This window comes from Pseudoalteromonas sp. A41-2, assembly GCF_015767615.1.
In the GTDB taxonomy this organism is placed as follows: domain Bacteria; phylum Pseudomonadota; class Gammaproteobacteria; order Enterobacterales; family Alteromonadaceae; genus Pseudoalteromonas; species Pseudoalteromonas lipolytica.
On record NZ_CP065231.1, the window covers coordinates 2843223 to 2862763 of the forward strand.

Consider the following 19541-nt stretch of genomic DNA (forward strand, 5'->3'; position numbering starts at 1 on the left):
AATGAATATTAAACAATTCCCTGCATACATCATGATAGTGCTGATATTACTTCAGTCATTTTCTGCTGTGGCAAAAGTTGCTGATGTTCATATTGTTGATTCCGAGCATATAAAAACCGAGCATGTTCATGCTTTAGATGACCACATTTCTTCTGAAAAATTAATACAATCATCAGCAGATAATGACCAACACAACCCCGCTGATTGTCATCATTGCGGACACTGCAATGGCTCGCATGTACAGTTTGCTACGCATGTTTACATCAGTAGAGACATTGATTTCAAATCAAGTCAGGTATTTGATTATTTAAAAGTAGTCATTGAAGCTCCCCCTTCCAGATTACTTCGACCTCCCAAAAGTTAGTCCTTTTATTTAATTGGCGCGTTAGGCGGTGAAGCCAACGCTCGTTTCATAAAATAAACAGGACAAAATATGAATATGTCTTATTTTAAGGCCCCCGTACTTGCTTGGAAGAAAGTAAAACGGTTGCTTCTGTTGTCGTTTTTAGTGACAACTAATAATGTATTTGCAAATGACTTAACTGTTGATTCAGTTTCATTGTCAGAGGCAATACAACGAACACTTGCAAACAACCCACAGCTAACAGCTTTTAAATACAAACAAAAGCGTTTAGACGGCGAGTTAGCTACCGCAGGGTTAAAACCTGAATATAACGTCAGCGCTGAATTGGAAAACTTTGCAGGTACAGGTGATGTATCTGGATTCAGCGACGCTGAACTTACCTTATCAATATCTTCCGTGGTGGAATTGGGAGATAAGGTAAATAGCAGAAAGCTTTATGTTAATGCCCAACAGCAAGCAATAGCTGTTGAAAAAAGAATACAAACACTCGATATTTTGGGTGAAGTAGCAGCTCGCTATATCGATGTTTTGACGTTACAGCAAATCATGCTCGTCAATGAAAATGCAGAAAAGCTAGCACGAGAAACCTATCAAACTGTCTCCAAAAAAGTTCGTGTTGGTTCGGCACCGTCATCAGAGCAAAAACGAGCTGATGCAGCTTTAGCAACAGCTCGACTAAAGACGCTAACCATTTCCAAGCAGTTAGAGGCCAGTGTTCGTAAGTTAGCTATTATGTGGGGAGAACAATCACCGCAATTCTCTCGTGTATCAGGCGATTTATTTGCACTTCCCAAAACAATATCACTCGAATACATCATGGCTCAACTTTCTCAAAGTCCTCATATATTAGCTTATGCAGAGCAATCGAGAATTCAGCAAGCTCAATTACAATCAATCAACGCACAAAGCCACGCTAATATAACGTGGAGCGCAGGTGTGAAAAGACTTGAAGGTAGCAATGAGACTGCGTTGGTTGCAGGAATTAGCGTCCCTCTGTTTACGAGTGATAGAAATAGAGGCAGCTATCAATCTCAAAAAGCAAAACTCGATGAAGTTGAGCAGCAACGGAAAGCCAGTGAGCGAGCAATTTACAGCCAATTAGCGACATTTTATGCGGCTCAGGAAGAGGCTCGCCTTACGGTTGAAACCTTACAAACCAGTATTATTCCGCCTCAAGAAAGTGCTTTGTCATTAGTGCAAAAAGCCTATTCGGACGGGCGCTTTAGTTATTTAGAGCTAGTTTCAGTTCAAAAAGAGCTTATTGAGATGCAATATGCGCTTATTTTTGCCGCAAGTGAGGTTCACAAACAAAGCGCCTCCATTGAGTCCTTATCAGGCATTCCATTAATTTCTTCCGGCAATACAGAAAGCCAACTTTCAAGCTTTATTGAGAATTAATCATGAAAAAGAAAAATATATTAAATTCACCAATCAGCCTTTTCAAATTAATGCTTGTTGCTGTAATTGGTTTCACCTCCATCACGACCTCAGCCAGTGAAGAACACAAAGATGAAATAGTCTCTATGTCTGTTGAGATGGCTAAACAAAACAGCATTGAAACAGTAGCAGCAACTAGCGGTGTTATTCATAACGAAGAAGTTGTATATGGAAAAATCGTTGCCGATCCTGCCTCACTTGCGCACGTTAACGCTAGATTCGATGGTGTTATTAAGGAAGTAAAAGTCAATCTCGGCGAAGAGGTCAAAAAAGGTGAAACGTTGGTAGTGATTGAATCCAATGAGAGCTTAAATCAATATTCGATAAAAGCACCAATGTCTGGGCGTATAGTCGCTAGGCAAGCCAATATTGGCGAGCTTACAAATGGTGAAAACTTGCTGACAATAGCCAATTTTGACGTGGTTTGGGCACAACTATCAGTGTTTCCTACTCAGCTAAGTAAGGTTAACGCTAACCAGCAGGTGCTAATTCATAGCACTGAATTTAATCAAAGTGCGCAAATTAGCTATTTAACACCATCACTAAACGACAAGCCATACTCATTGGCATTTGTAAAATTGGATAACAAAACCAACAAGTGGCCGCTTGGCACTGTAATTAAAGGTGCGGTTACGACCAGTCAACACTCTGCTCCAGTTGTTGTGCCAAAAGGAGCCATTCAAGAGTTTGAAGGCAAAGATGTTGTTTTTATTAAAGAAGGCAATGAATACCACCCTAGCGCCGTAAAAACTGGCGCTTCAGACGCTATCAATATTGCTATCATCGACGGTTTGAACGTCGGCGAAAGTGTGGTTGTAAAGAACAGTTATCTGCTAGTTGCTGATCTAAAAAAATCGGAGGCTGGACATGAACACTAATCTCCGACCTTTTTGTCCTCTACATATTGGCTTCAGTATTATCGAGGTGAAAATATGATCGCTTGGATACTAGAATTATCTATCCGTAGACGTGGTACTATGTTGCTTATGGCCTTGTTTATCATCGCTTTAGGAATATGGAACTATCAGAAGCTACCTATTGACGCTGTGCCAGATATAACCAATGTACAGGTACAAATAAACACGCAGGCTCAAGGTTATTCACCTTTGGAAACAGAGCAACGGATTACGTTTATCGTCGAAACGGGCTTGGCGGGTTTACCTAAGCTGGATTATACCCGTTCACTTTCTCGATATGGCCTGTCGCAAGTGACTGTTGTGTTTGAAGAAGGCACAGATTTGTATTTTGCCAGAAACCTAATCAATGAGCGACTTAGCGCAATTAAGGAGCAACTACCGTTTGGCATTGAACCAGAAATGGGACCAATTGCTACGGGCCTCGGTGAAATATACATGTACAGTATAACTGCCGACGAAAGTGCAAAGCAGAATAATGGCTTACCCTATGATGCGATGGCGTTAAGGGAGATCCATGACTGGGTAGTGAAACCACAACTTGCATTGGTTAAAGGGATTACGGAAATCAATGCAATTGGTGGCTATAAAAAGCAATACCATATCAATCCCGATCCGTTAAGGATGTTGCACTTCGGTATTACCAGTGAAGCACTATCAAATGCAATAATGCGAAATAATGCAAATCAAGGGGCTGGATTCATCGAAAGAAGCGGACAGCAAATTCTTGTTCGTTCACAAGCTCAGTTGCAATCTATTCAAGACATCCAAAACGTCATTATAAAAAGCGACGACGGCACACTTGTAAAAGTTAAAGATGTCGCCGAAGTTGCGATAGGAAAAGAGCTAAGGACAGGAGCTGCATCACTGGAAGGCAAGGAAAGTGTGATTGGCACCGCAATGATGCTGGTAGGAGAAAATTCACGCTCGGTGGCATTGGCTGTTGGTGACAAGCTTAGTGAAATCCAAAACAGTTTACCTCAAGGCGTGTCCATAGTTCCCTTATATGACAGGACAACTCTGGTTGATAAAGCAATTAGCACCGTACAGAAAAATCTTATTGAAGGTGCATTACTGGTTATCTTCGTATTGTTCCTATTACTGGGTAACATACGCGCCGCTTTGATTACCGCCGCAGTAATTCCTTTGGCAATGTTGGCAACAATCACGGGCATGGTTCAAAGCAAAGTCTCTGCGAATTTAATGAGTCTGGGAGCCTTAGATTTTGGATTGATTGTCGATGGCGCGGTAATAATCGTTGAGAACTGCATTAGGCGGTTAGCAGAAAGCCAAAAACGAAATAGTTCTGTCATTTCCCTGAAAGAACGCCTAGACATTGTTTATTCTGCTACCAATGAGGTTATACGACCTAGTGTTTTTGGCGTATTGATCATAACGATTGTCTATTTACCTTTGTTTACCTTATCGGGTGTCGAGGGCAAAATGTTTCATCCGATGGCCGCAACGGTGATAATCGCTCTATTGTCTGCAATGGTATTTACCTTCACGCTAGTCCCCGCTGCGGTTGCTTTATTCTTGAAAGGCAAAATCAGCGAAAAAGAAAGTCCAGTAATTGTCGGCGCTAAGTCAGTTTATAGTCCTGTTTTGAAGTGGGCTTTAAAACTACGTTGGCTAGTTGTTTGCGGCGCTGCTTTACTTGTGACATTTAGCATATTACTTGGTAGTAAATTAGGATCTGAATTTGTTCCTCAACTTAATGAAGGTGACATTGCACTGCACGCGATGCGTATTCCGGGCACGGGTATTGACCAAGCTGTAGAAATGCAGAAGGTACTTGAACAACAAATTATGAAATATGATGAAGTTGTTACGGTGTTTTCAAAAACGGGCACAGCAGAAGTTGCGACAGACGCGATGCCGCCAAATGTGACTGATACTTTTCTGATATTAAAGCCGAGAGAGCAATGGCCCGACCCTAATTTAACGAAAGAGGATTTTGTTGAAAGGCTGGAAAAAGATCTCAGCTCTATTCCCGGCAATAATTATGAGTTTACTCAACCAATTCAGATGCGATTTAACGAATTAATTAGCGGAGTAAGAGCTGATTTAGGGATTAAGCTCTACGGTGATGATCTATCCCAACTTGTCATTTCTGCACAAGAAGTTTTGGCTACACTCAATACAATTTCAGGTGTTGCTGATGCGCGGCTCGAACAAGTTGATGACGTGCCTATCTTTACCGTTAACCCCAAGCCTGAAGCATTAGCGCTATACGGGTTGGATGCAAGCGACTTACAGTCTTGGTTAAAAACAGTCGTGTCAGGTGAAGGCGCAGGGTTAATATTCGAAGGTGATCGTCGATTTGAAATTGTAGTTAGATATCCTGAGCTGTTGAGAGCCAACCTTGATCAGCTAGGTAATTTGCCAATCGCGACAGAAAGTGGTGAGTTTGTACCTGTAAGCGAAGTTGCAGAGTTAAATTATACGACAGTTCCAAGTCAAATAAGCCGAGAAAATGGTAAGCGACGAATTGTAATTACAGCAAATGTTAGAAACCGAGATCTAGGCTCATTCGTACAAGAGGCACAGCAAAAAATTCAACAAAATGTTGAATTGCCTGCTGGTTATTGGCTTGAGTACGGCGGAACATTTGAGCAACTTGAGAGTGCAACGCAAAGATTATCCATCGTAGTACCTGCCACATTGTTTGTAATTTTGACACTGCTTGTCATAGCATTTAGTTCAATAAAAGATGCCCTGATCATATTTAGTGGTGTGCCTTTAGCACTTACAGGCGGCGTATTGGCTTTGTGGTTAAGAGACATGCCTCTTTCAATTTCTGCTGCTGTTGGATTTATCGCTCTTTCAGGGATAGCTGTATTAAATGGACTGGTGATGCTGTCATTCATTAAACAGCGATTACTTGAAACAGGAGAGCTAATAAACTCAATTATCGAAGGTGCAACTATCAGGCTTCGCCCTGTATTAATGACCGCTTTGGTTGCTAGCTTAGGTTTCATTCCTATGGCATTAAACGTCGGAACTGGGGCTGAAGTTCAGAGGCCATTAGCAACGGTGGTAATTGGAGGGATTATTTCCTCTACTTTACTTACTTTAGTTGTTTTGCCTGTTCTATATAGAATTGTTTACAGTAAATACAAATCTTAACTTTAATTTAGAGGCTTCTCGTAATGTTTTCGAGAAGCCTTTTGTTAAGTTACTTTTGCTCGTTCAGGTGTGTAAAAAGACCTATTTAAAACTAAATTACTTTTAAGACGCCGCGATACATTTGTATCTGACAATGAAACTCATGCTCTCCCTGTGACAAGTTTAATAAGGTAATTTGAGTAATTTCATTTAACTTAAGCTGTTCGCTTATATCCAATGAAGGAATAAGCATTATTTCAGCGCAGGGGGATTGCTCTTTATGACCGTTATGAACGCACGTCATTATTGCTAATTGCGCAGATTATGAATGAAACTGGTAAACGGATTATCATTTTTTGTACTGACAGAACCATTAATAATCTTTGAACAATCGCCCCGTTTGTGAGTACTTTCAATGTCCTCAAGAATAGACTTTAATGATCGGCCTAGCCGATCAAGGCGAGTAACTATTACCTCATCACCCTACCTGATGAAATCGATTAGCTTCTTTAACTTTTTTCATTTCTAACCGAAGTACCAGACACATTGCCTTATAATATTTTTTTACAACCATAATAGCCCAACTGAACAGTTGAGCATTCAAATCTTGTTCTCTAGTAGATACTCTTGCAAAACCACTTTCATGTGTAGGAAACTTTTAGCTTTCGGACATGAACGAGATAAAAGATCAATATTCGTTCATTTAAAAAGTGAAATAAATGACAACTCTAACTATCAAGATTAATTCTTCCACATGCTTTAACTGTGTCTTCACTTGTACACGAGCTTACATTTGTTGAAGCTCAGCTTGTAGTACTTTGAGTTCCCACATTAGATTGTTAACTAAAGCCAATTCCGCCTGTGTCTATCACAAGTTCAAAACTCAAACTCTAAATATAAGCTGATTTGATCTCCTTCAAAGAAGATTTTTTGCCCATAAACTCTTACACCGAAATGTGTAGATTAGTACTGATTCACAATAATTGCGCTGAAATTGAGTCAATCGTATTACAAATACTCTTATTGATACTGGCTCATTACTTGCAATTTTTCGAGAACATGACCACATGTAGAGAATAATAGGCTAACAGTGGGAAATATTTACACTATCAATGTAAGGATTACTTATGAAATACTCAAGATTTGCTGCAATGATCATCACCTCAACCATTGCTATGTTTGTCATGATGTATCTCAACACTTACGCAGTATCACATATATGGTTTAGTGAAACGCGTATCTATATGTCGTTGTATATGGGAGCAGGTATGGCAATGATCATGCTGGCCTTTATGCTTGGCATGTACAGTAACAAGAAGCTCAACATGGCTATTTTTCTATTGGCGACAATACTGTTCGCCATATGTCTTTATCTTGTTCGCTCTCAAAGCACAATTTCTGACACTGCCTACATGAAAGCGATGATTCCTCATCACTCCATTGCTATTCTTACTAGTGAGCATTCAACTTTGGAGGATGTACGCGTGCGTGAATTGGCAAATGGTATTATTAAAGCCCAACGAAAAGAAATAAAAGAAATGGAATGGCTGATTAAGGATATTTCTGAAAATGGAAAGGTCAGCTCACAAGCTCAGGCTGAGCAACGACCGCTCCCAAAGTTTGAAGGCACACTGAACAAAGGAGGCTAAGATGACTAAGACAGCTACCCTGTACAGAATGGTCACTGACGAACATATCTGCCCCTATGGTTTAAGGTCGAAAGATTTGCTGGAGAGGCAAGGGTATGATGTAGAAGATCATAAGCTCACGTCAAGACAACAAGCTGATGACTTCAAAGATAAGCATGATGTCAAAACTACGCCACAAACCTTTATTGAAGGAAAGCGTGTCGGAGGATACGATGACTTAAGAGAGTATTTTGGTAAAGATGAAGCAGGTCAAACTGGCACAACCTACACGCCAGTTGTAGCCATTTTCTCGATAGCTGCACTTCTTGCTGTCGCATCTCAACATTTTGCTTCCGGCTCATTTATCTCCATCAGAACACTGATGCTATTTATAGCTTTTTCAATGACGCTCTTAGCGGTGCAAAAACTGAAAGACCTATACAGTTTCACAAATTCGTTTATTACTTATGATTTACTAGCGATGAGATGGATAAGATATGGTTATATTTATCCCTTCATTGAAGCATATGCAGGTATTGGTATGGTTGCCCAACTACAGCCTCTCGCAGTGGCACCATTTTCATTGTTTATCGGCACAGTTGGAGCAATTTCAGTTTTCAAAGCCGTTTACATTGACAAACGCCAGTTAAAGTGTGCCTGTGTAGGCGGCGATAGCAGTGTGCCACTTGGATTTGTATCGCTATCTGAAAACTTATTTATGATCGCGGGAGCATTGATTATGCTGCTGATGTAAAGGTATAGCTCTATTCGGCGGCCCCTTAACTGTTAAGATTAGACCTAGGATGCCAGCCCACACCTTTCTAATCCATATGTAACATTTTTTTCTGTCGTACTGGCATCAAGATAACCAGAACTGAGCAAACAATCTCAAAGGTTGTACAAAATAACACTAAAGCTTTTTCATTAAGTTTTATTGTTATGCTCTTGTGGTGGCTTTCGCCACCACTTTATTAGTTTTCAAGTTCCACCATATCTTTCGCTGCAATGTCACCAGACACTAGCTTTACAGTTGCGAAATGATCATTCACAATTTTAGTAATTTGTACCGTTCCTACCTTTTCGATAGTGTAGGGATCTTCACCTTCACTCAATACTATTCTTTCATGGAATCTAATAACACTGTATTTTTGCCCAACCTCTGCGCCATGCTTAGCACCAATACAGATTAGAGTTCGATTATCAGAACTTTCTACTACCTGACCTCTCATCATGTATTTATGATAAAAAGTGGTATTGGAACAACCCACTAAATATAAACCGAATGTAAGCAATAAAAGAGCTTTTATATAGGGTGTTTTCATCACTGTTACCTCATTTGACTAACTAATTATCTATACACTTTTTTATGAATTCATTTGTTTTTCCGGCCAGCCCCCGAAGGTGCTTGATGACAACTCCAAGGCTTATGAACAGAGTTATCTTTGATGTTCTGATCAACAAATTTATAGTAACTTTCTTTAGTATGTGTCCACCAATCATCATGAACATCTGCGCCATACTTACGGATTACCTCCTCAATCCCATCAAGGCTTACGTTTGCGGCATCATAGGCAAGGTGTATTTCACCTTCTTTGATGTTGTAACTAACTTCATCTATACCAAAAAGCTGATCTATTTCTTTTACTAACTCGTCACAGCTTTCTTCTGTGACATGGCTAAGCTTTAGATTTCGAACAACTAAATTTTGCTCTCTAACGCCAACTCTATGATCTAAATCGCTCATAATTTTTCTCCTAATGTTTGTGTGAATGCTGTTGATTGCTATCTTTCATTTCTTCCATTTTCCGGTTCATCTGCGGCATCATGTTCTCCATCATTTCTAAATGATGTTCAGTCATCTTGATTTGTTGATGCATTGGCATTTCTTCCATGTTTTTGTGCATGGATTGCATCATCTTCATCATTGAACGGTGATGTTCAACCATCATCTGCTGTTGCTTGTCAGGATCTTTTTCAGTTTTAATGGCATGGACTTCCTTTTTCATTTCCATCATCTTTTTATGCATTTCTCCCATGTTCTCATGTGGTATTGTCATGCCTTGATGCATACCAGCTTTGTTCGCACCTTCATGTTTATGCTCATTGTTTTGGGCAAATAAGCTAGTGGTTATCAGTAGTGAACCAATAAATAAAATTGATTTAATTAACGTTTTCATGATTTTTACCTTCTACACTTTTATTAAAACTTGGGATCCAACTTGGTGTCGATTCCATATACCTGTGGTACTCCGAACCAAATTCAGCAATCGCCTGTGCTTCTTCGCGTTTCGCTAGCTTGACGTAAACAACGACTAAGATCGGAAACATCGCAAGTGTTGGGATTGTCGGCCACTGCAATAAAAAGCCGAACATGATTAGAATGAAAGCTACATACTGTGGGTGGCGACATCTTGCATACCATCCAGTTGTAGCCAATTGATGATGTTTTTGCGCGTGATGCAATACATTCCATGCTGAAGACAACATAAAGAAACCTGCAACAATAAACACCATACTCACTATATGAAATGGGTCCCAATGGGCATCACCTTGAAATCCAAAGAAAGTATGTAATAAATGCCCATTTTCATGCGCAAAGAAATTTACTTCTGGATAGGTCTCCGTCAGCCACCCCGACAGAAAATAGATAGTTAAAGGAAAGCCATACATTTCAGTAAATAGGGCAACAATAAAGGCAGAGAACGCGCTTAGACTTCTCCAATCAGTTGATGTTTTTGGTTTGACAAAACTAAAGGCAAAAAAGATAAAAATTGCTGAGTTCAGTATCACCATTGACCATAAGCCATAATCATATGTTTCATTCATCACTGCTCTCCTTTTTATGTGATTCCTTACGTGCCTTTTCTAAGCCTTGTATGTAGCCATCGCGATAGGCTGCATTTTTATCCGTGAGTTCTTGAAAGCTCTCTTCCTTTTTTTCATCAGGCGCATGTGAATGATCGTGACCATGTTTACCATGACTGCCATGCATAAATACGTGCATCAAGGGGCATAGCAATAAAATCAAGTAGGGAAGAAATTGCAGCGTATGTTGACCATGCTCAAGCACTAAGAAGTAGGTCACTGCGGCAATAAGTGCCAGTGCAGCCCAGCCTGTAGGTGTTGACCAAAAATTAGGGTGTTGATTTTTCATATTGCCCTCCTAAACGACTTTTAAGACACCGCGATACATTTGCATCTGACAGTGAAACTCATGCTCTCCCGGTGACAAGTTTAATAAGGTAATTTGAGTAATTTCATTTAACTTAAGCTGTTCGCTTATATCCAATGAAGGAATAAGCATTGTTTCAGCGCAGGGGGATTGATCTTTGCGTATAAACTTCAAGGTAACAGGTTGGCTAGCAGACACCTGAATTGAGGATGGGGAATACACGCCATCCCTCACTTCAATGAGTACTTCATTACCTTGAACGATTGTTTTATTGGGTTTATATAGCCAAAACCACCAAACAATCAGCGCGATTAACATTAAGCCTAATAAGTTAATTAACATCATCGCTCTTCTCCTTAATGCTCTTTTGCTTTAAAAAAGCGAAGTCGATTTGCATTTGACACCACAGTCAATGACGAAAACGCCATTGCAGCACCTGCAATTACAGGGCTAAGCAGAATGCCAAAGAAGGGATATAGAACCCCCGCAGCAAAAGGAATCCCGGCTACGTTATAGACAAACGCGCCAAACAAGTTTTGTTTGATATTTCGTAAAGTAGCTTTGCTTACCGCTATGGCATCGGCAAGGCCATGAAGTGAACCACGCATTAGGGTAATGTCAGCACTTTCGATAGCTACATCAGTCCCTGTGCCTATGGCGAATCCAACATCGGCTAACGCTAGCGCAGGAGCATCGTTGATGCCATCTCCTGTCATACCAACAATTTCGCCACTGCCTTGTAGCTCTTTCACCTTGTTGGCTTTATCTTCTGGCAGCACCTCAGCAAGAAATTCGCTAATACCTGCTTTTTTGGCAACAGCGGCAGCGGTTTCCTTGTTATCACCTGTTAACATGATGACGCGTATACCATTAGCCTGAAGCCGTTTGATAGCAGAGATTGAGTCTGACTTAATGGGATCTGCGACAGCAATGATTGCGGCAAGTTCACCATCTACAGCAAAGTACATAGGTGTTTTGGCTTCTTTGGCTAAAGACTGGGCTTTTCCAACAAAGCCTGTGAGGTCTATGCCTTTTAACTTCATTAGTTTATCGTTACCAAAAAGCAGGACTTTATTGTTACAGTTTGCTTCTACACCAAAACCCGTAATAGCATTAAACGATTCAATTTTTAGTAACTCAATATCCTTATCTAAAGCACTTTCAACAATCGCTTGCGCTAAAGGGTGCTCTGAGCCGCTTTCTAAACTTGCTGCAAGCTGTAGTACGTCTTTTTCGTCAGTAGCTTTTGCTAAAACAATATCGGTTACCTTAGGTGCCCCTTCAGTAATAGTGCCCGTTTTATCTAAAATCATGGCAGTGATTTTAGAGGCGGTTTGCAGTGCCTCACCGTTGCGAATAAGTACTCCGGCTTCTGCTGCTTTTCCTACTCCGACCATGACAGACATGGGTGTTGCCAAGCCTAAAGCACACGGGCAGGCAATAATAAGCACAGTAGTTGCTGATACGATAGCAAAAGCAATTGCTGGCTCAGGGCCAAAGTTAAGCCATGCTAACGCACTTAACACCGAGATGATCATGACTACAGGAACGAAATAGGCGGAAATAACATCGGCCAAGCGGCCAATCGGCGGTTTTGAATTTTGCGCTCGTTTCACCATATTGATGATCTGTGCAAGCGCCGTGTCTTTACCAACGCGTGTCGCTCTAAATAAAATCATGCCTGATTTGTTCAAAGTACCAGCGACAACCTCATCTTCTTCGGCTTTTTCAACAGGCATAGGTTCGCCTGTCAGCATGGACTCATCAATAGAGGTGTGTCCTTCCAATACAACGCCATCTACGGGAATTTTTTCACCCGGCTTTACTTTCACAACATCATGAAGCAAAACCTGTTCGATACCTATCTGAACCTCTTTATTATCACGAACTACAGTTGCCGTTTTGGCCTGCAAGCCGATAAGACGTTTAATGGCCTCAGAGGTTTTACCTCTGGCTTTTATTTCTAATGCTAGACCTAAATCAATTAAGCCAATGATCATGGCGGTAGCTTCAAAATAGACATGTCGTGCCATCAATGGAACGGCGTCAGGTGCAAACACGACAACCATCGAATACACCCAAGCTGTACCTGTTCCTAAAGCTATTAGAGTGTCCATATTAGCGGAGTGGTTTTTAAAGCTTTTCCATGCTCCTACATAGAAATGCTTACCTGAAAAATACATAACGCCAAAAGTTAAAATGCCTACAACTAGCCAAGACATGCGTTCAAGGTTTGTTTCAACCGTCATTTCTCCAACCACAATGCTGTAGATCATCAAAGGAACGCCGAGTGAAAGGGCAATAAACGTATCGCGCATTAGCTTTTTGTAATATGCCCAATCCGCCGCCTCTTTCTCATCAAGCGCATCTGTTGCTGAGCTATCATCAATTGGCTTCGCGTTATACCCCACTGACTCAACAGCTTTGATCAATTCTTCTGTTTTAGCTGTCCCATAAACTGTTACTGTCCTATCAGCAAAATTCATTTCCGCACTGACGACTCCAAGAGTTGCCTTCAACGCCCCTTCAATTTTGCCTACACAGCTAGCACACCCAGCGCCTTCAATGATAAGCTGTTGGTTATGTGATACTTTCTCCAACGTATTCTCCTTAGTTTTACACGAAGAGGATTGAGCTTTTGCCTGACAGCAACAGCCTGATTCAGTTTTTATATTTGTGTTAGTAGCCACCCTTTTTCCTCCTATGCTTTTTTAATTTGCTCAAAGTTTTCGATGAGATGACAAACCATGTTTGCAGTCGGTGCCTTGTCTTCCATTTCTTCCCACTGAGAAAGCGCAGAAGACATTTTTCCTCGAAGTGCCAACATTGCTTGAAACTGCTTTTCTGTTTCTTCAAGCCGCTCTTTGATCAGGCTTCTGACTAATGGGCACGCACTTTTACCATCTTCAGATTCATTAATAATTTCCTTGATATCTGCAACGGAAAAACCAAGGTTTCTGGCACTTAAAATGAATTTAAGTCTCGATACTTCTTTATTCGAGTATGACTTGTAGCCGTTCACTGACTTAGCAGGTTTTAACAATCCTAATCTGGTGTAATAGCGCACCGTATCAGCAGTCGTTCCAAGGCTTTTTGCCAGCTCCGCAACTTTCATATTCACTCCTCAGTTTTTAGCTAAGTTTGTACTCTCATCTTCAGCTTAGACCTGTGTCTAAGACACAGGTCAAGTACTAATTCTAGTGAATAAGCTAAAAACTAATTTTTGGTAAAAAGAGGAATCTCGGCCAAAATCGACAGTATTAATTACTGTAAATGGCAATAACTTGAGCATTTTCATAATGCCTTTCCAAATATCGTACTAATCGTTCAAAACAATTGATTATTTAAATCAATGAATAAGTCATTCTATTTTTGATGGGAGTGGCGAAAAAAAGACGCACTGATCCTGTGATTAGCCAATAATTGGTGGACGATAAAGTAAGAGATGGATACCAGATTTTGGTAGGGGTGTACGCTGTAGAATTAGCTCAGAATGAATATTGCAAATACCTTCGTCTTGCGCTTCCACAAGATAGGCATTTAAATGAAAGCTTGTACAAAAACCGCCTTCACAACAAACACAATCACCAGCTTTACATTTTTCACAGTCTTCATCACCATGACGGTTTTTAGAATCTTGCGAATTTTCAGTGTGATAGTGACTATTGTCAATCATTGATTGATGATGCATATTTTTGCTTGGTTGTATAATATGCGTGTCGGATGAGCCATTATGATGCTCTTCACAATTCATTGGTTTAGCAATAGCAAAGCCATGCTGCGTAAGCAACACAGTTATTATTACTATTTTAAACCACCTGAAAAGTCCAAACATTATCATTCCTTCTTTAGCACCTACAATATTAGCCACTTTATAAAAATAATTTTATGATCTTGATCAACCTTTGAACTAAAACCTAAACTTTTTACTTTTTACTTTTTTAAACAGCTTAAACTTCACAAGTATAAAAGGGGTGTCTAATTTATACTCATGAGATTGAAGCCAAGCATGAGCACCATTAAAAGAAATAAAAACCCTACGCTCATAATTAGGTATTGAGTAAGGGATCATTTTTCCAATTGTTCAGCTTTAAGCGCTGTACTTTGCAACAATCGGTTCTATCCCGGGCACATCCAATTCCCGTTCATCAAAAGTGATAAAATGGCCTATTGTAGGTCTTTCAATGGCGATGTTTTTTGCCTTGACTCTTTAACCTTAACCATTCGCCAACTTTACTTCTTAGCTGATATTCCACCTTGATAGGTATACACCAGACTGGCACCGACTGAAAACAAGAAGTAGCTTACTATTACTGCTCTTAGTTCTTTCCAAAAAAACTATTAGCTAGGCCTTTCCTAACATAACTAAAATGGTTTAAATCCCAAAAAACGAAAGCTACCATCAATATAGTTGCGGTAGCTCTCATCAAGTCAATATAGTATTTCTTCACATCAGAGCCAGAACTTGATACCTGCAACAAAAGCAGTATCACGAGTACTTTGCCCATTTAACTTCGCAAAGTCGGCTGTATTACCAAATTTATTTGTCCACTCAACGCCAACATAGGGAGCAAACTGGCGGGTAAACTCATAACGAACCCGAAAACCAATAGCACTGCTAGACAAGCCACTACCAAGGTTATTTTGGACGTCATCCTTACCGTAAAGCGTCAACTCTGCTCGTGGTTGAACAATTAACTTTTGAGTAAGTAATAGCTCATACTCAGCTTCGATCGAAAATGCACTATTACCTTGCTCTCCTAAATACGCAGTCATATCAATTTCAAACCAGTAGGGGGCTAGACCTTGTAAACCAAAAGCTAGCCATTTGCGGTTTTCACCTTCGTTATTGTAATCAAGTCGAATACCGACTTGTGTATCCCAATAAGCAGATATTGCGTGGCCCCATAGAAAATCTGTTTGGTTCTCCTCTAAATTACCTTCGCTAAAATCTCCTTCAGTTTTGATGACTAATCTATCAAAAGTAGTGCCATACCATGCCTGAAAGTCAAAAACACCTGCGTTTGTTTGCTCATTATATTCAAGACGATCCCCTAGTAGCGCGTAAAATGAATGCTCATCTGCCAAAGTCAGTCGTTTGTCGCTATTGAGTGCATAAGGACCTTCAGTCAATGTTGTACCTGCGGCATAAGCATGAGGGTCTCTAGCATCTTTAGGTGCATCTCCACCTTGTGCTTGCATTTTAGAATCACCCATCTCAGTCATCTCATCTTTTGCAGATACAGATACACTTATAAGGGGCAAACCTATTAATAATAGTTTTAACGTATTGGTTAGTATTAATTTTCTCATGATACAACTACCTCTCTAAACATACCTGCATCCATGTGGAATAATAAATGGCAATGCCATGCCCAGCGACCTACGTCATGAGGTGTTGTTAAAAAACTAATTCTTTGCGCTGGTTGTACAGGGATAGTATGGCGACGAACCTGTACATCACCTTTTTCATTCTCCAAATCGCTCCACATACCATGCAGGTGCATTGGATGTGTCATCATTGTATCGTTTTGTAAAATAACTCTTAAACGTTGATTATGCTTCATGTGAACTGGCGTGCTTTTTCCAAATTCCAAGCCATCAAATGACCAGCTATAACGCTCCATGTTTCCAGTTAAATGTAATTCAATTTCAGCCTCAGGCTCTTGCTGGCTTGTAATTCCCTCAAGAGAATGTAAATCTGCAAGTGTTAAAACACGGCGTCCATTTTTACGTAAACCTATACCGGGATCATCAAGGTTTGTTCTAGGCATATCAACACGCATATCAACAGAAGCTCCATACTCTGTTTTTGCATGACGCACTTTAGTGCTAGCAACAGCTAATGGGTTTTTAGTCATTCCATGTTTACTATGATCCATTGCCATCGCTCCATGACCCATTGCACTATGATCCATTTTATTAGAATTCATGCCCCACATACCTGCCGTATCAGCCATTGTAGAATGCACACTATCATGGGTCATATTGCCCATCATATCTGTCATCGTTAACCACTCAACGGGGTCTAAAGAAGGTACTGGTGCATCAACGTTAGGTGCCATTGATAAAGTACCTTTAGCATAACCTGAGCGATCCATGCTTTGTGCAAAAATCGTATATGCGTCATTTTTTGGCTCGACAAGTACATCATAAGTTTCACCGGGACCAAATCTAAATTCATCTACTGTCACAGGTTCAACATTTTGTCCATCAGCTTGTACAACTGTTAACTTCAGCTCAGGTATTCTTACATCAAAAAACGTATTGCTAGAACCGTTAATAAATCTAAGCCTAACCTTTTCGCCAGCTTTAAACATTCCACGCCAATTTGTCAAAGGCGCACAACCATTCATTAAAAAAGTCATTGCAGATGCTGATAAGTCTGCAAGATCTGTAGGGTTCATTCTCATTTTATTCCACATTTCCCGGCGTTGTAGCGCATTTGAAACGCTGCTATTTGAAATGTCATCAAAAAACTCTGGAACAGTAGGTTGATTAAAGTTAAATACATCGCTCTGTACTTTTAACTTGCGAAACAAATCCATTGGGTCATCATCAGTCCAATCAGACAATTGGATGACATGCTCATTGTCAGCACTAATAATATCCTTTTCTCTTGGCTCAATAATTAATGCGCCGTACATACCTGTCATTTCTTGAAAACCACTGTGTGAGTGATACCAATATGTGCCGCTTTGTTGCAGCTTAAATTTATAAACAAAGGTTTCACCCGGCATTATACCTTTAAAGCTAATACCCGGTACGCCATCCATTTGATACGGAAGAATGATCCCATGCCAATGAATTGAACTCGGCACTGATAATTTATTCGTTACCCTGATAGTAACGTCATCACCTTCTCTGAGGCGCAAGGTAGGAGCTGGTATTGAGCCATTGATTGTTGTAGCCATTCTTACAACACCTGTGAAGTTTACTGGTGACTCATCTATCACCAGATCTATGACTTCCCCACTTAGTTCGGGCGCAGTACCTGTTGAAGTTCCAGCAAGCAAAGATGAAGCTGCATGAAGAACACTTGGAAAAGCAGCTAATACACCGCCAGCAGCTAATCCTTGTACAAAGCGTCTACGTGGCGTAGAAACTTGATGTAATGGATTGTTATTTCTCATTTTACTCTCCGTTGTTTGAACAATAAATTAATGTGACCAATGAATGTGCTTAATCTTCCATTCACCATTTTGTTTTTCCAGCACCATCGTTTCCATGCCTTGATAATCGCGTTCAACACCTTTATGAGTACCTGTAGTTTGACTGCGCGACGCAGAGATAGCGGTATTTCCAAGTATCGTCACTTGATGTTCAAGTGTGTCGCTCTTCATCGCTGCTAAATACTTCATATCCGACAACATATGATGATGAGCATATTCATCAGCGCTCCTTTCAACGCGGCCTCCCTCGAAAATGGTGACATCATCCGCTAACTGCGCTCTAGCCTGTTTTTGATTGCCAGTTTCAAGTGCTTGATGAAATGCCAAAACAACTTTTGCGGCTGGGGTATCTATACCTTTAAACAAACCTTTGTCTTTGTTCTTATCACCATGAGCGTTTGCTGCGAAACTAAACGTCATTAATAAAACGAGTAATATATTTATTGTTTTCATTTTCATTCTCTCTTTTAGGTTTTAATTTGCAGGGCCAACAACACTAGTAAGCCCAGCCGTTACAGATAAAATGGCAAAAGCTACTACCATTTCTATCGAGATAGATTTAGATAAAGCCTCTCTGCCTTGACTATTTTTAAGTTGTGGAACGAGTATTAGTTTATGTTTAGCAGCAAGTGCCAAAATAGACACTACAAGGGCCAATTTAAACAACAGTGTTTGTCCGTAACTTGAGCTTATTAGTGCATCAAGACTTCCGACCAATTGAATCACGAGCCAGAGGCCTGCTACCAACAATAGGCTCAATGTAAAACTTGCTTGTTTGCCAAAGCTTTCCATCAGCAAATGAAGTTCTGCATAACTTAGCTGATGGCAAGCCTGTTTTAGTGGCAATAACGCCCCAAACCACCATGCCATAACGAGCACATGCAAAATAAGCAAGCCTTTTTCAATTGTGCCTAACTCAGAAATATGACCCAGTAACGTGAATGAGTATGCAAGGATTAATAAACTCAACATTAAAGCGCTTTGTTTTAAGTACGAGTTCACAGCGAGTTTGAACCTTAAAGCTAAAGCGATTATTGCGGTAACTAGCCCAAGCGCTCGAAGCAAAGCTCCAGTGCCGACAGAGGAGTCCCACATAATAGCCAATATATCAGCGTCTATCGCCCCCTGAATTCCCTCTTCTGCCATTGCACCAGTACTGGCAAAGAACCAAGTAATATTAGCGATCAAAGCCATAACTATATAAGTTCTTGTCCACGTTAAATTCGCTATTACAGCATTACTATGAGATTCATTATGCTCAAAAATTTGTCTGAAAAATGTATAGCCGGCAATACAGGCAAAGCCGACGTAAAATACAATTTTTGACAGTACAATGACTGTATTCCAGATATACATTTCCATATCAATCACACAGCCTTACTAATGAACCATAAAGCCGAAGCTATCTTTCATTTTATGTCCATCTTTACCTAAATAGGTCACATCAACGATATAGTTTGTTGGAGCTAATTTAGGTAGTTCCCATGAAAACTCTCTGGAAGCTTCTTTTGATGGTTTAAAGTCAAATTTAATATTTTCACCTTTTTTATTTTTCAACGTAACTTTAACTACACGTACCTCTTTGCTAAATCCCAATGTCAATTTTTCTGGAGTATTCATTAGCATTGCATTATCAGCAGGCACGCTTTTTTCAAGATGCACATGTGCAAATACTGCACTACTAAAAACAACACTGATTATGGTTAAAAGTTTAATTAATGTTTTCATATATACCTCTATTTATTT

Annotated in this window: 22 protein-coding genes; 6 read left to right on the forward strand and 16 right to left on the reverse strand. The window is 40.2% G+C overall.

Annotated elements, in window-relative coordinates:
• Positions 1-31: 31 nt before the first annotated feature.
• The 4 genes from IT970_RS12815 to IT970_RS12830 all read left to right on the forward strand — a co-directional run bounded on the left by IT970_RS12815 (position 32) and on the right by IT970_RS12830 (position 5844).
• A complete protein-coding gene (locus IT970_RS12815) occupies positions 32-364 on the forward strand; it encodes a hypothetical protein (RefSeq protein WP_227006811.1) in 333 nt (110 codons plus the stop codon).
• A gap of 75 nt (positions 365-439) precedes the next feature.
• On the forward strand, positions 440-1762 hold the full coding sequence (locus IT970_RS12820) for a TolC family protein (RefSeq protein ID WP_231387283.1): 1323 nt from the start codon (positions 440-442) through the stop codon (positions 1760-1762).
• A gap of 2 nt (positions 1763-1764) precedes the next feature.
• The gene (locus IT970_RS12825; RefSeq protein WP_016708235.1) at positions 1765-2679 is read left to right on the forward strand and encodes an efflux RND transporter periplasmic adaptor subunit; all 915 of its coding nucleotides are present in this window, start codon (positions 1765-1767) and stop codon (positions 2677-2679) included.
• A 54-nt stretch (positions 2680-2733) separates the two neighbouring features.
• The gene (locus IT970_RS12830; protein ID WP_016708236.1) at positions 2734-5844 is read left to right on the forward strand and encodes an efflux RND transporter permease subunit; all 3111 of its coding nucleotides are present in this window, start codon (positions 2734-2736) and stop codon (positions 5842-5844) included.
• Between the two features lie 91 nt (positions 5845-5935).
• On the opposite strand, the gene IT970_RS12835 is transcribed toward IT970_RS12830, so the two are convergent.
• Entirely contained in the window at positions 5936-6127 is a 192-nt protein-coding gene (locus tag IT970_RS12835) for a cupredoxin domain-containing protein (RefSeq protein WP_227006812.1), read from the reverse strand.
• 5 nt (positions 6128-6132) lie between these two features.
• The gene (locus tag IT970_RS16140; protein WP_353956868.1) at positions 6133-6294 is read right to left on the reverse strand and encodes a hypothetical protein; all 162 of its coding nucleotides are present in this window, start codon (positions 6292-6294) and stop codon (positions 6133-6135) included.
• 656 nt (positions 6295-6950) lie between these two features.
• On the opposite strand from IT970_RS16140, the gene IT970_RS12840 reads away from it, so the two are divergent.
• Positions 6951-7472, forward strand: coding sequence for a DUF305 domain-containing protein (locus IT970_RS12840; protein WP_016708237.1), 522 nt, complete (start codon positions 6951-6953; stop codon positions 7470-7472).
• Position 7473: 1 nt separating this feature from the next.
• A complete protein-coding gene (locus IT970_RS12845; protein WP_016708238.1) occupies positions 7474-8205 on the forward strand; it encodes a MauE/DoxX family redox-associated membrane protein in 732 nt (243 codons plus the stop codon).
• Between the two features lie 217 nt (positions 8206-8422).
• Here IT970_RS12845 and IT970_RS12850 read toward each other — a convergent pair whose 3' ends face one another.
• The 14 genes from IT970_RS12850 to IT970_RS12915 form a co-directional block, all read right to left on the reverse strand.
• Complete coding sequence (locus IT970_RS12850) at positions 8423-8773, reverse strand: hypothetical protein (protein WP_004589646.1); 351 nt, start codon at positions 8771-8773, stop codon at positions 8423-8425.
• A 50-nt stretch (positions 8774-8823) separates the two neighbouring features.
• The gene (locus IT970_RS12855; RefSeq protein WP_016708239.1) at positions 8824-9195 is read right to left on the reverse strand and encodes a hypothetical protein; all 372 of its coding nucleotides are present in this window, start codon (positions 9193-9195) and stop codon (positions 8824-8826) included.
• Positions 9196-9205: 10 nt separating this feature from the next.
• A complete protein-coding gene (locus IT970_RS12860; protein ID WP_016708240.1) occupies positions 9206-9628 on the reverse strand; it encodes a hypothetical protein in 423 nt (140 codons plus the stop codon).
• Positions 9612-10277: a methyltransferase family protein gene (locus tag IT970_RS12865; protein ID WP_016708241.1), complete on the reverse strand. Its 666-nt coding sequence runs from the start codon at positions 10275-10277 to the stop codon at positions 9612-9614. Before IT970_RS12865 ends, IT970_RS12860 begins: the two co-directional genes overlap by 17 nt.
• Entirely contained in the window at positions 10270-10605 is a 336-nt protein-coding gene (locus tag IT970_RS12870; protein ID WP_016708242.1) for a DUF2933 domain-containing protein, read from the reverse strand. The genes IT970_RS12865 and IT970_RS12870 overlap by 8 nt, the downstream gene beginning before the upstream one ends.
• Positions 10606-10614: 9 nt before the next feature.
• Entirely contained in the window at positions 10615-10968 is a 354-nt protein-coding gene (locus tag IT970_RS12875) for a cupredoxin domain-containing protein (RefSeq protein ID WP_045979597.1), read from the reverse strand.
• 11 nt (positions 10969-10979) lie between these two features.
• Positions 10980-13223, reverse strand: a complete 2244-nt coding sequence (locus tag IT970_RS12880) for a heavy metal translocating P-type ATPase (protein ID WP_016708243.1) — start codon at positions 13221-13223, stop codon at positions 10980-10982.
• Positions 13224-13324: 101 nt separating this feature from the next.
• Positions 13325-13738, reverse strand: a complete 414-nt coding sequence (locus tag IT970_RS12885; protein WP_016708244.1) for a MerR family transcriptional regulator — start codon at positions 13736-13738, stop codon at positions 13325-13327.
• Between the two features lie 297 nt (positions 13739-14035).
• Positions 14036-14494, reverse strand: coding sequence for a hypothetical protein (locus IT970_RS12890; protein WP_231387284.1), 459 nt, complete (start codon positions 14492-14494; stop codon positions 14036-14038).
• Positions 14495-15075: 581 nt separating this feature from the next.
• A complete protein-coding gene (locus IT970_RS12895) occupies positions 15076-15936 on the reverse strand; it encodes a copper resistance protein B (protein ID WP_016708246.1) in 861 nt (286 codons plus the stop codon).
• Complete coding sequence (locus IT970_RS12900) at positions 15933-17756, reverse strand: copper resistance system multicopper oxidase (protein ID WP_193522133.1); 1824 nt, start codon at positions 17754-17756, stop codon at positions 15933-15935. The genes IT970_RS12895 and IT970_RS12900 overlap by 4 nt, the downstream gene beginning before the upstream one ends.
• A gap of 27 nt (positions 17757-17783) precedes the next feature.
• Entirely contained in the window at positions 17784-18254 is a 471-nt protein-coding gene (locus IT970_RS12905; protein ID WP_008467847.1) for a YybH family protein, read from the reverse strand.
• Between the two features lie 15 nt (positions 18255-18269).
• Positions 18270-19157, reverse strand: coding sequence for a copper resistance D family protein (locus tag IT970_RS12910; RefSeq protein ID WP_045979603.1), 888 nt, complete (start codon positions 19155-19157; stop codon positions 18270-18272).
• 18 nt (positions 19158-19175) lie between these two features.
• Complete coding sequence (locus tag IT970_RS12915; protein WP_016708251.1) at positions 19176-19523, reverse strand: copper resistance CopC family protein; 348 nt, start codon at positions 19521-19523, stop codon at positions 19176-19178.
• Positions 19524-19541: the final 18 nt, after the last annotated feature.

Bases quoted from the DNA above. Each gene is read 5' to 3' on its own strand.
- IT970_RS12830 (WP_016708236.1), top strand. From the start codon at position 2,734: ATGATCGCTTGGATACTAGAATTATCTATCCGTAGACGTGGTACTATG.
- IT970_RS12865 (WP_016708241.1), bottom strand. From the start codon at position 10,277: ATGAATGAAACATATGATTATGGCTTATGGTCAATGGTGATACTGAAC.
- IT970_RS12850 (WP_004589646.1), bottom strand. From the start codon at position 8,773: ATGAAAACACCCTATATAAAAGCTCTTTTATTGCTTACATTCGGTTTA.
- IT970_RS12835 (WP_227006812.1), bottom strand. From the start codon at position 6,127: ATGACGTGCGTTCATAACGGTCATAAAGAGCAATCCCCCTGCGCTGAA.
- IT970_RS12825 (WP_016708235.1), top strand. From the start codon at position 1,765: ATGAAAAAGAAAAATATATTAAATTCACCAATCAGCCTTTTCAAATTA.
- IT970_RS12855 (WP_016708239.1), bottom strand. From the start codon at position 9,195: ATGAGCGATTTAGATCATAGAGTTGGCGTTAGAGAGCAAAATTTAGTT.
- IT970_RS12815 (WP_227006811.1), top strand. From the start codon at position 32: ATGATAGTGCTGATATTACTTCAGTCATTTTCTGCTGTGGCAAAAGTT.
- IT970_RS12900 (WP_193522133.1), bottom strand. From the start codon at position 17,756: ATGAGAAATAACAATCCATTACATCAAGTTTCTACGCCACGTAGACGC.
- IT970_RS12840 (WP_016708237.1), top strand. From the start codon at position 6,951: ATGAAATACTCAAGATTTGCTGCAATGATCATCACCTCAACCATTGCT.
- IT970_RS12870 (WP_016708242.1), bottom strand. From the start codon at position 10,605: ATGAAAAATCAACACCCTAATTTTTGGTCAACACCTACAGGCTGGGCT.
- IT970_RS12860 (WP_016708240.1), bottom strand. From the start codon at position 9,628: ATGAAAACGTTAATTAAATCAATTTTATTTATTGGTTCACTACTGATA.
- IT970_RS12875 (WP_045979597.1), bottom strand. From the start codon at position 10,968: ATGATGTTAATTAACTTATTAGGCTTAATGTTAATCGCGCTGATTGTT.
- IT970_RS12895 (WP_016708246.1), bottom strand. From the start codon at position 15,936: ATGAGAAAATTAATACTAACCAATACGTTAAAACTATTATTAATAGGT.
- IT970_RS12820 (WP_231387283.1), top strand. From the start codon at position 440: ATGTCTTATTTTAAGGCCCCCGTACTTGCTTGGAAGAAAGTAAAACGG.
- IT970_RS12915 (WP_016708251.1), bottom strand. From the start codon at position 19,523: ATGAAAACATTAATTAAACTTTTAACCATAATCAGTGTTGTTTTTAGT.
- IT970_RS12905 (WP_008467847.1), bottom strand. From the start codon at position 18,254: ATGAAAATGAAAACAATAAATATATTACTCGTTTTATTAATGACGTTT.
- IT970_RS12845 (WP_016708238.1), top strand. From the start codon at position 7,474: ATGACTAAGACAGCTACCCTGTACAGAATGGTCACTGACGAACATATC.
- IT970_RS12910 (WP_045979603.1), bottom strand. From the start codon at position 19,157: ATGGAAATGTATATCTGGAATACAGTCATTGTACTGTCAAAAATTGTA.
- IT970_RS12885 (WP_016708244.1), bottom strand. From the start codon at position 13,738: ATGAAAGTTGCGGAGCTGGCAAAAAGCCTTGGAACGACTGCTGATACG.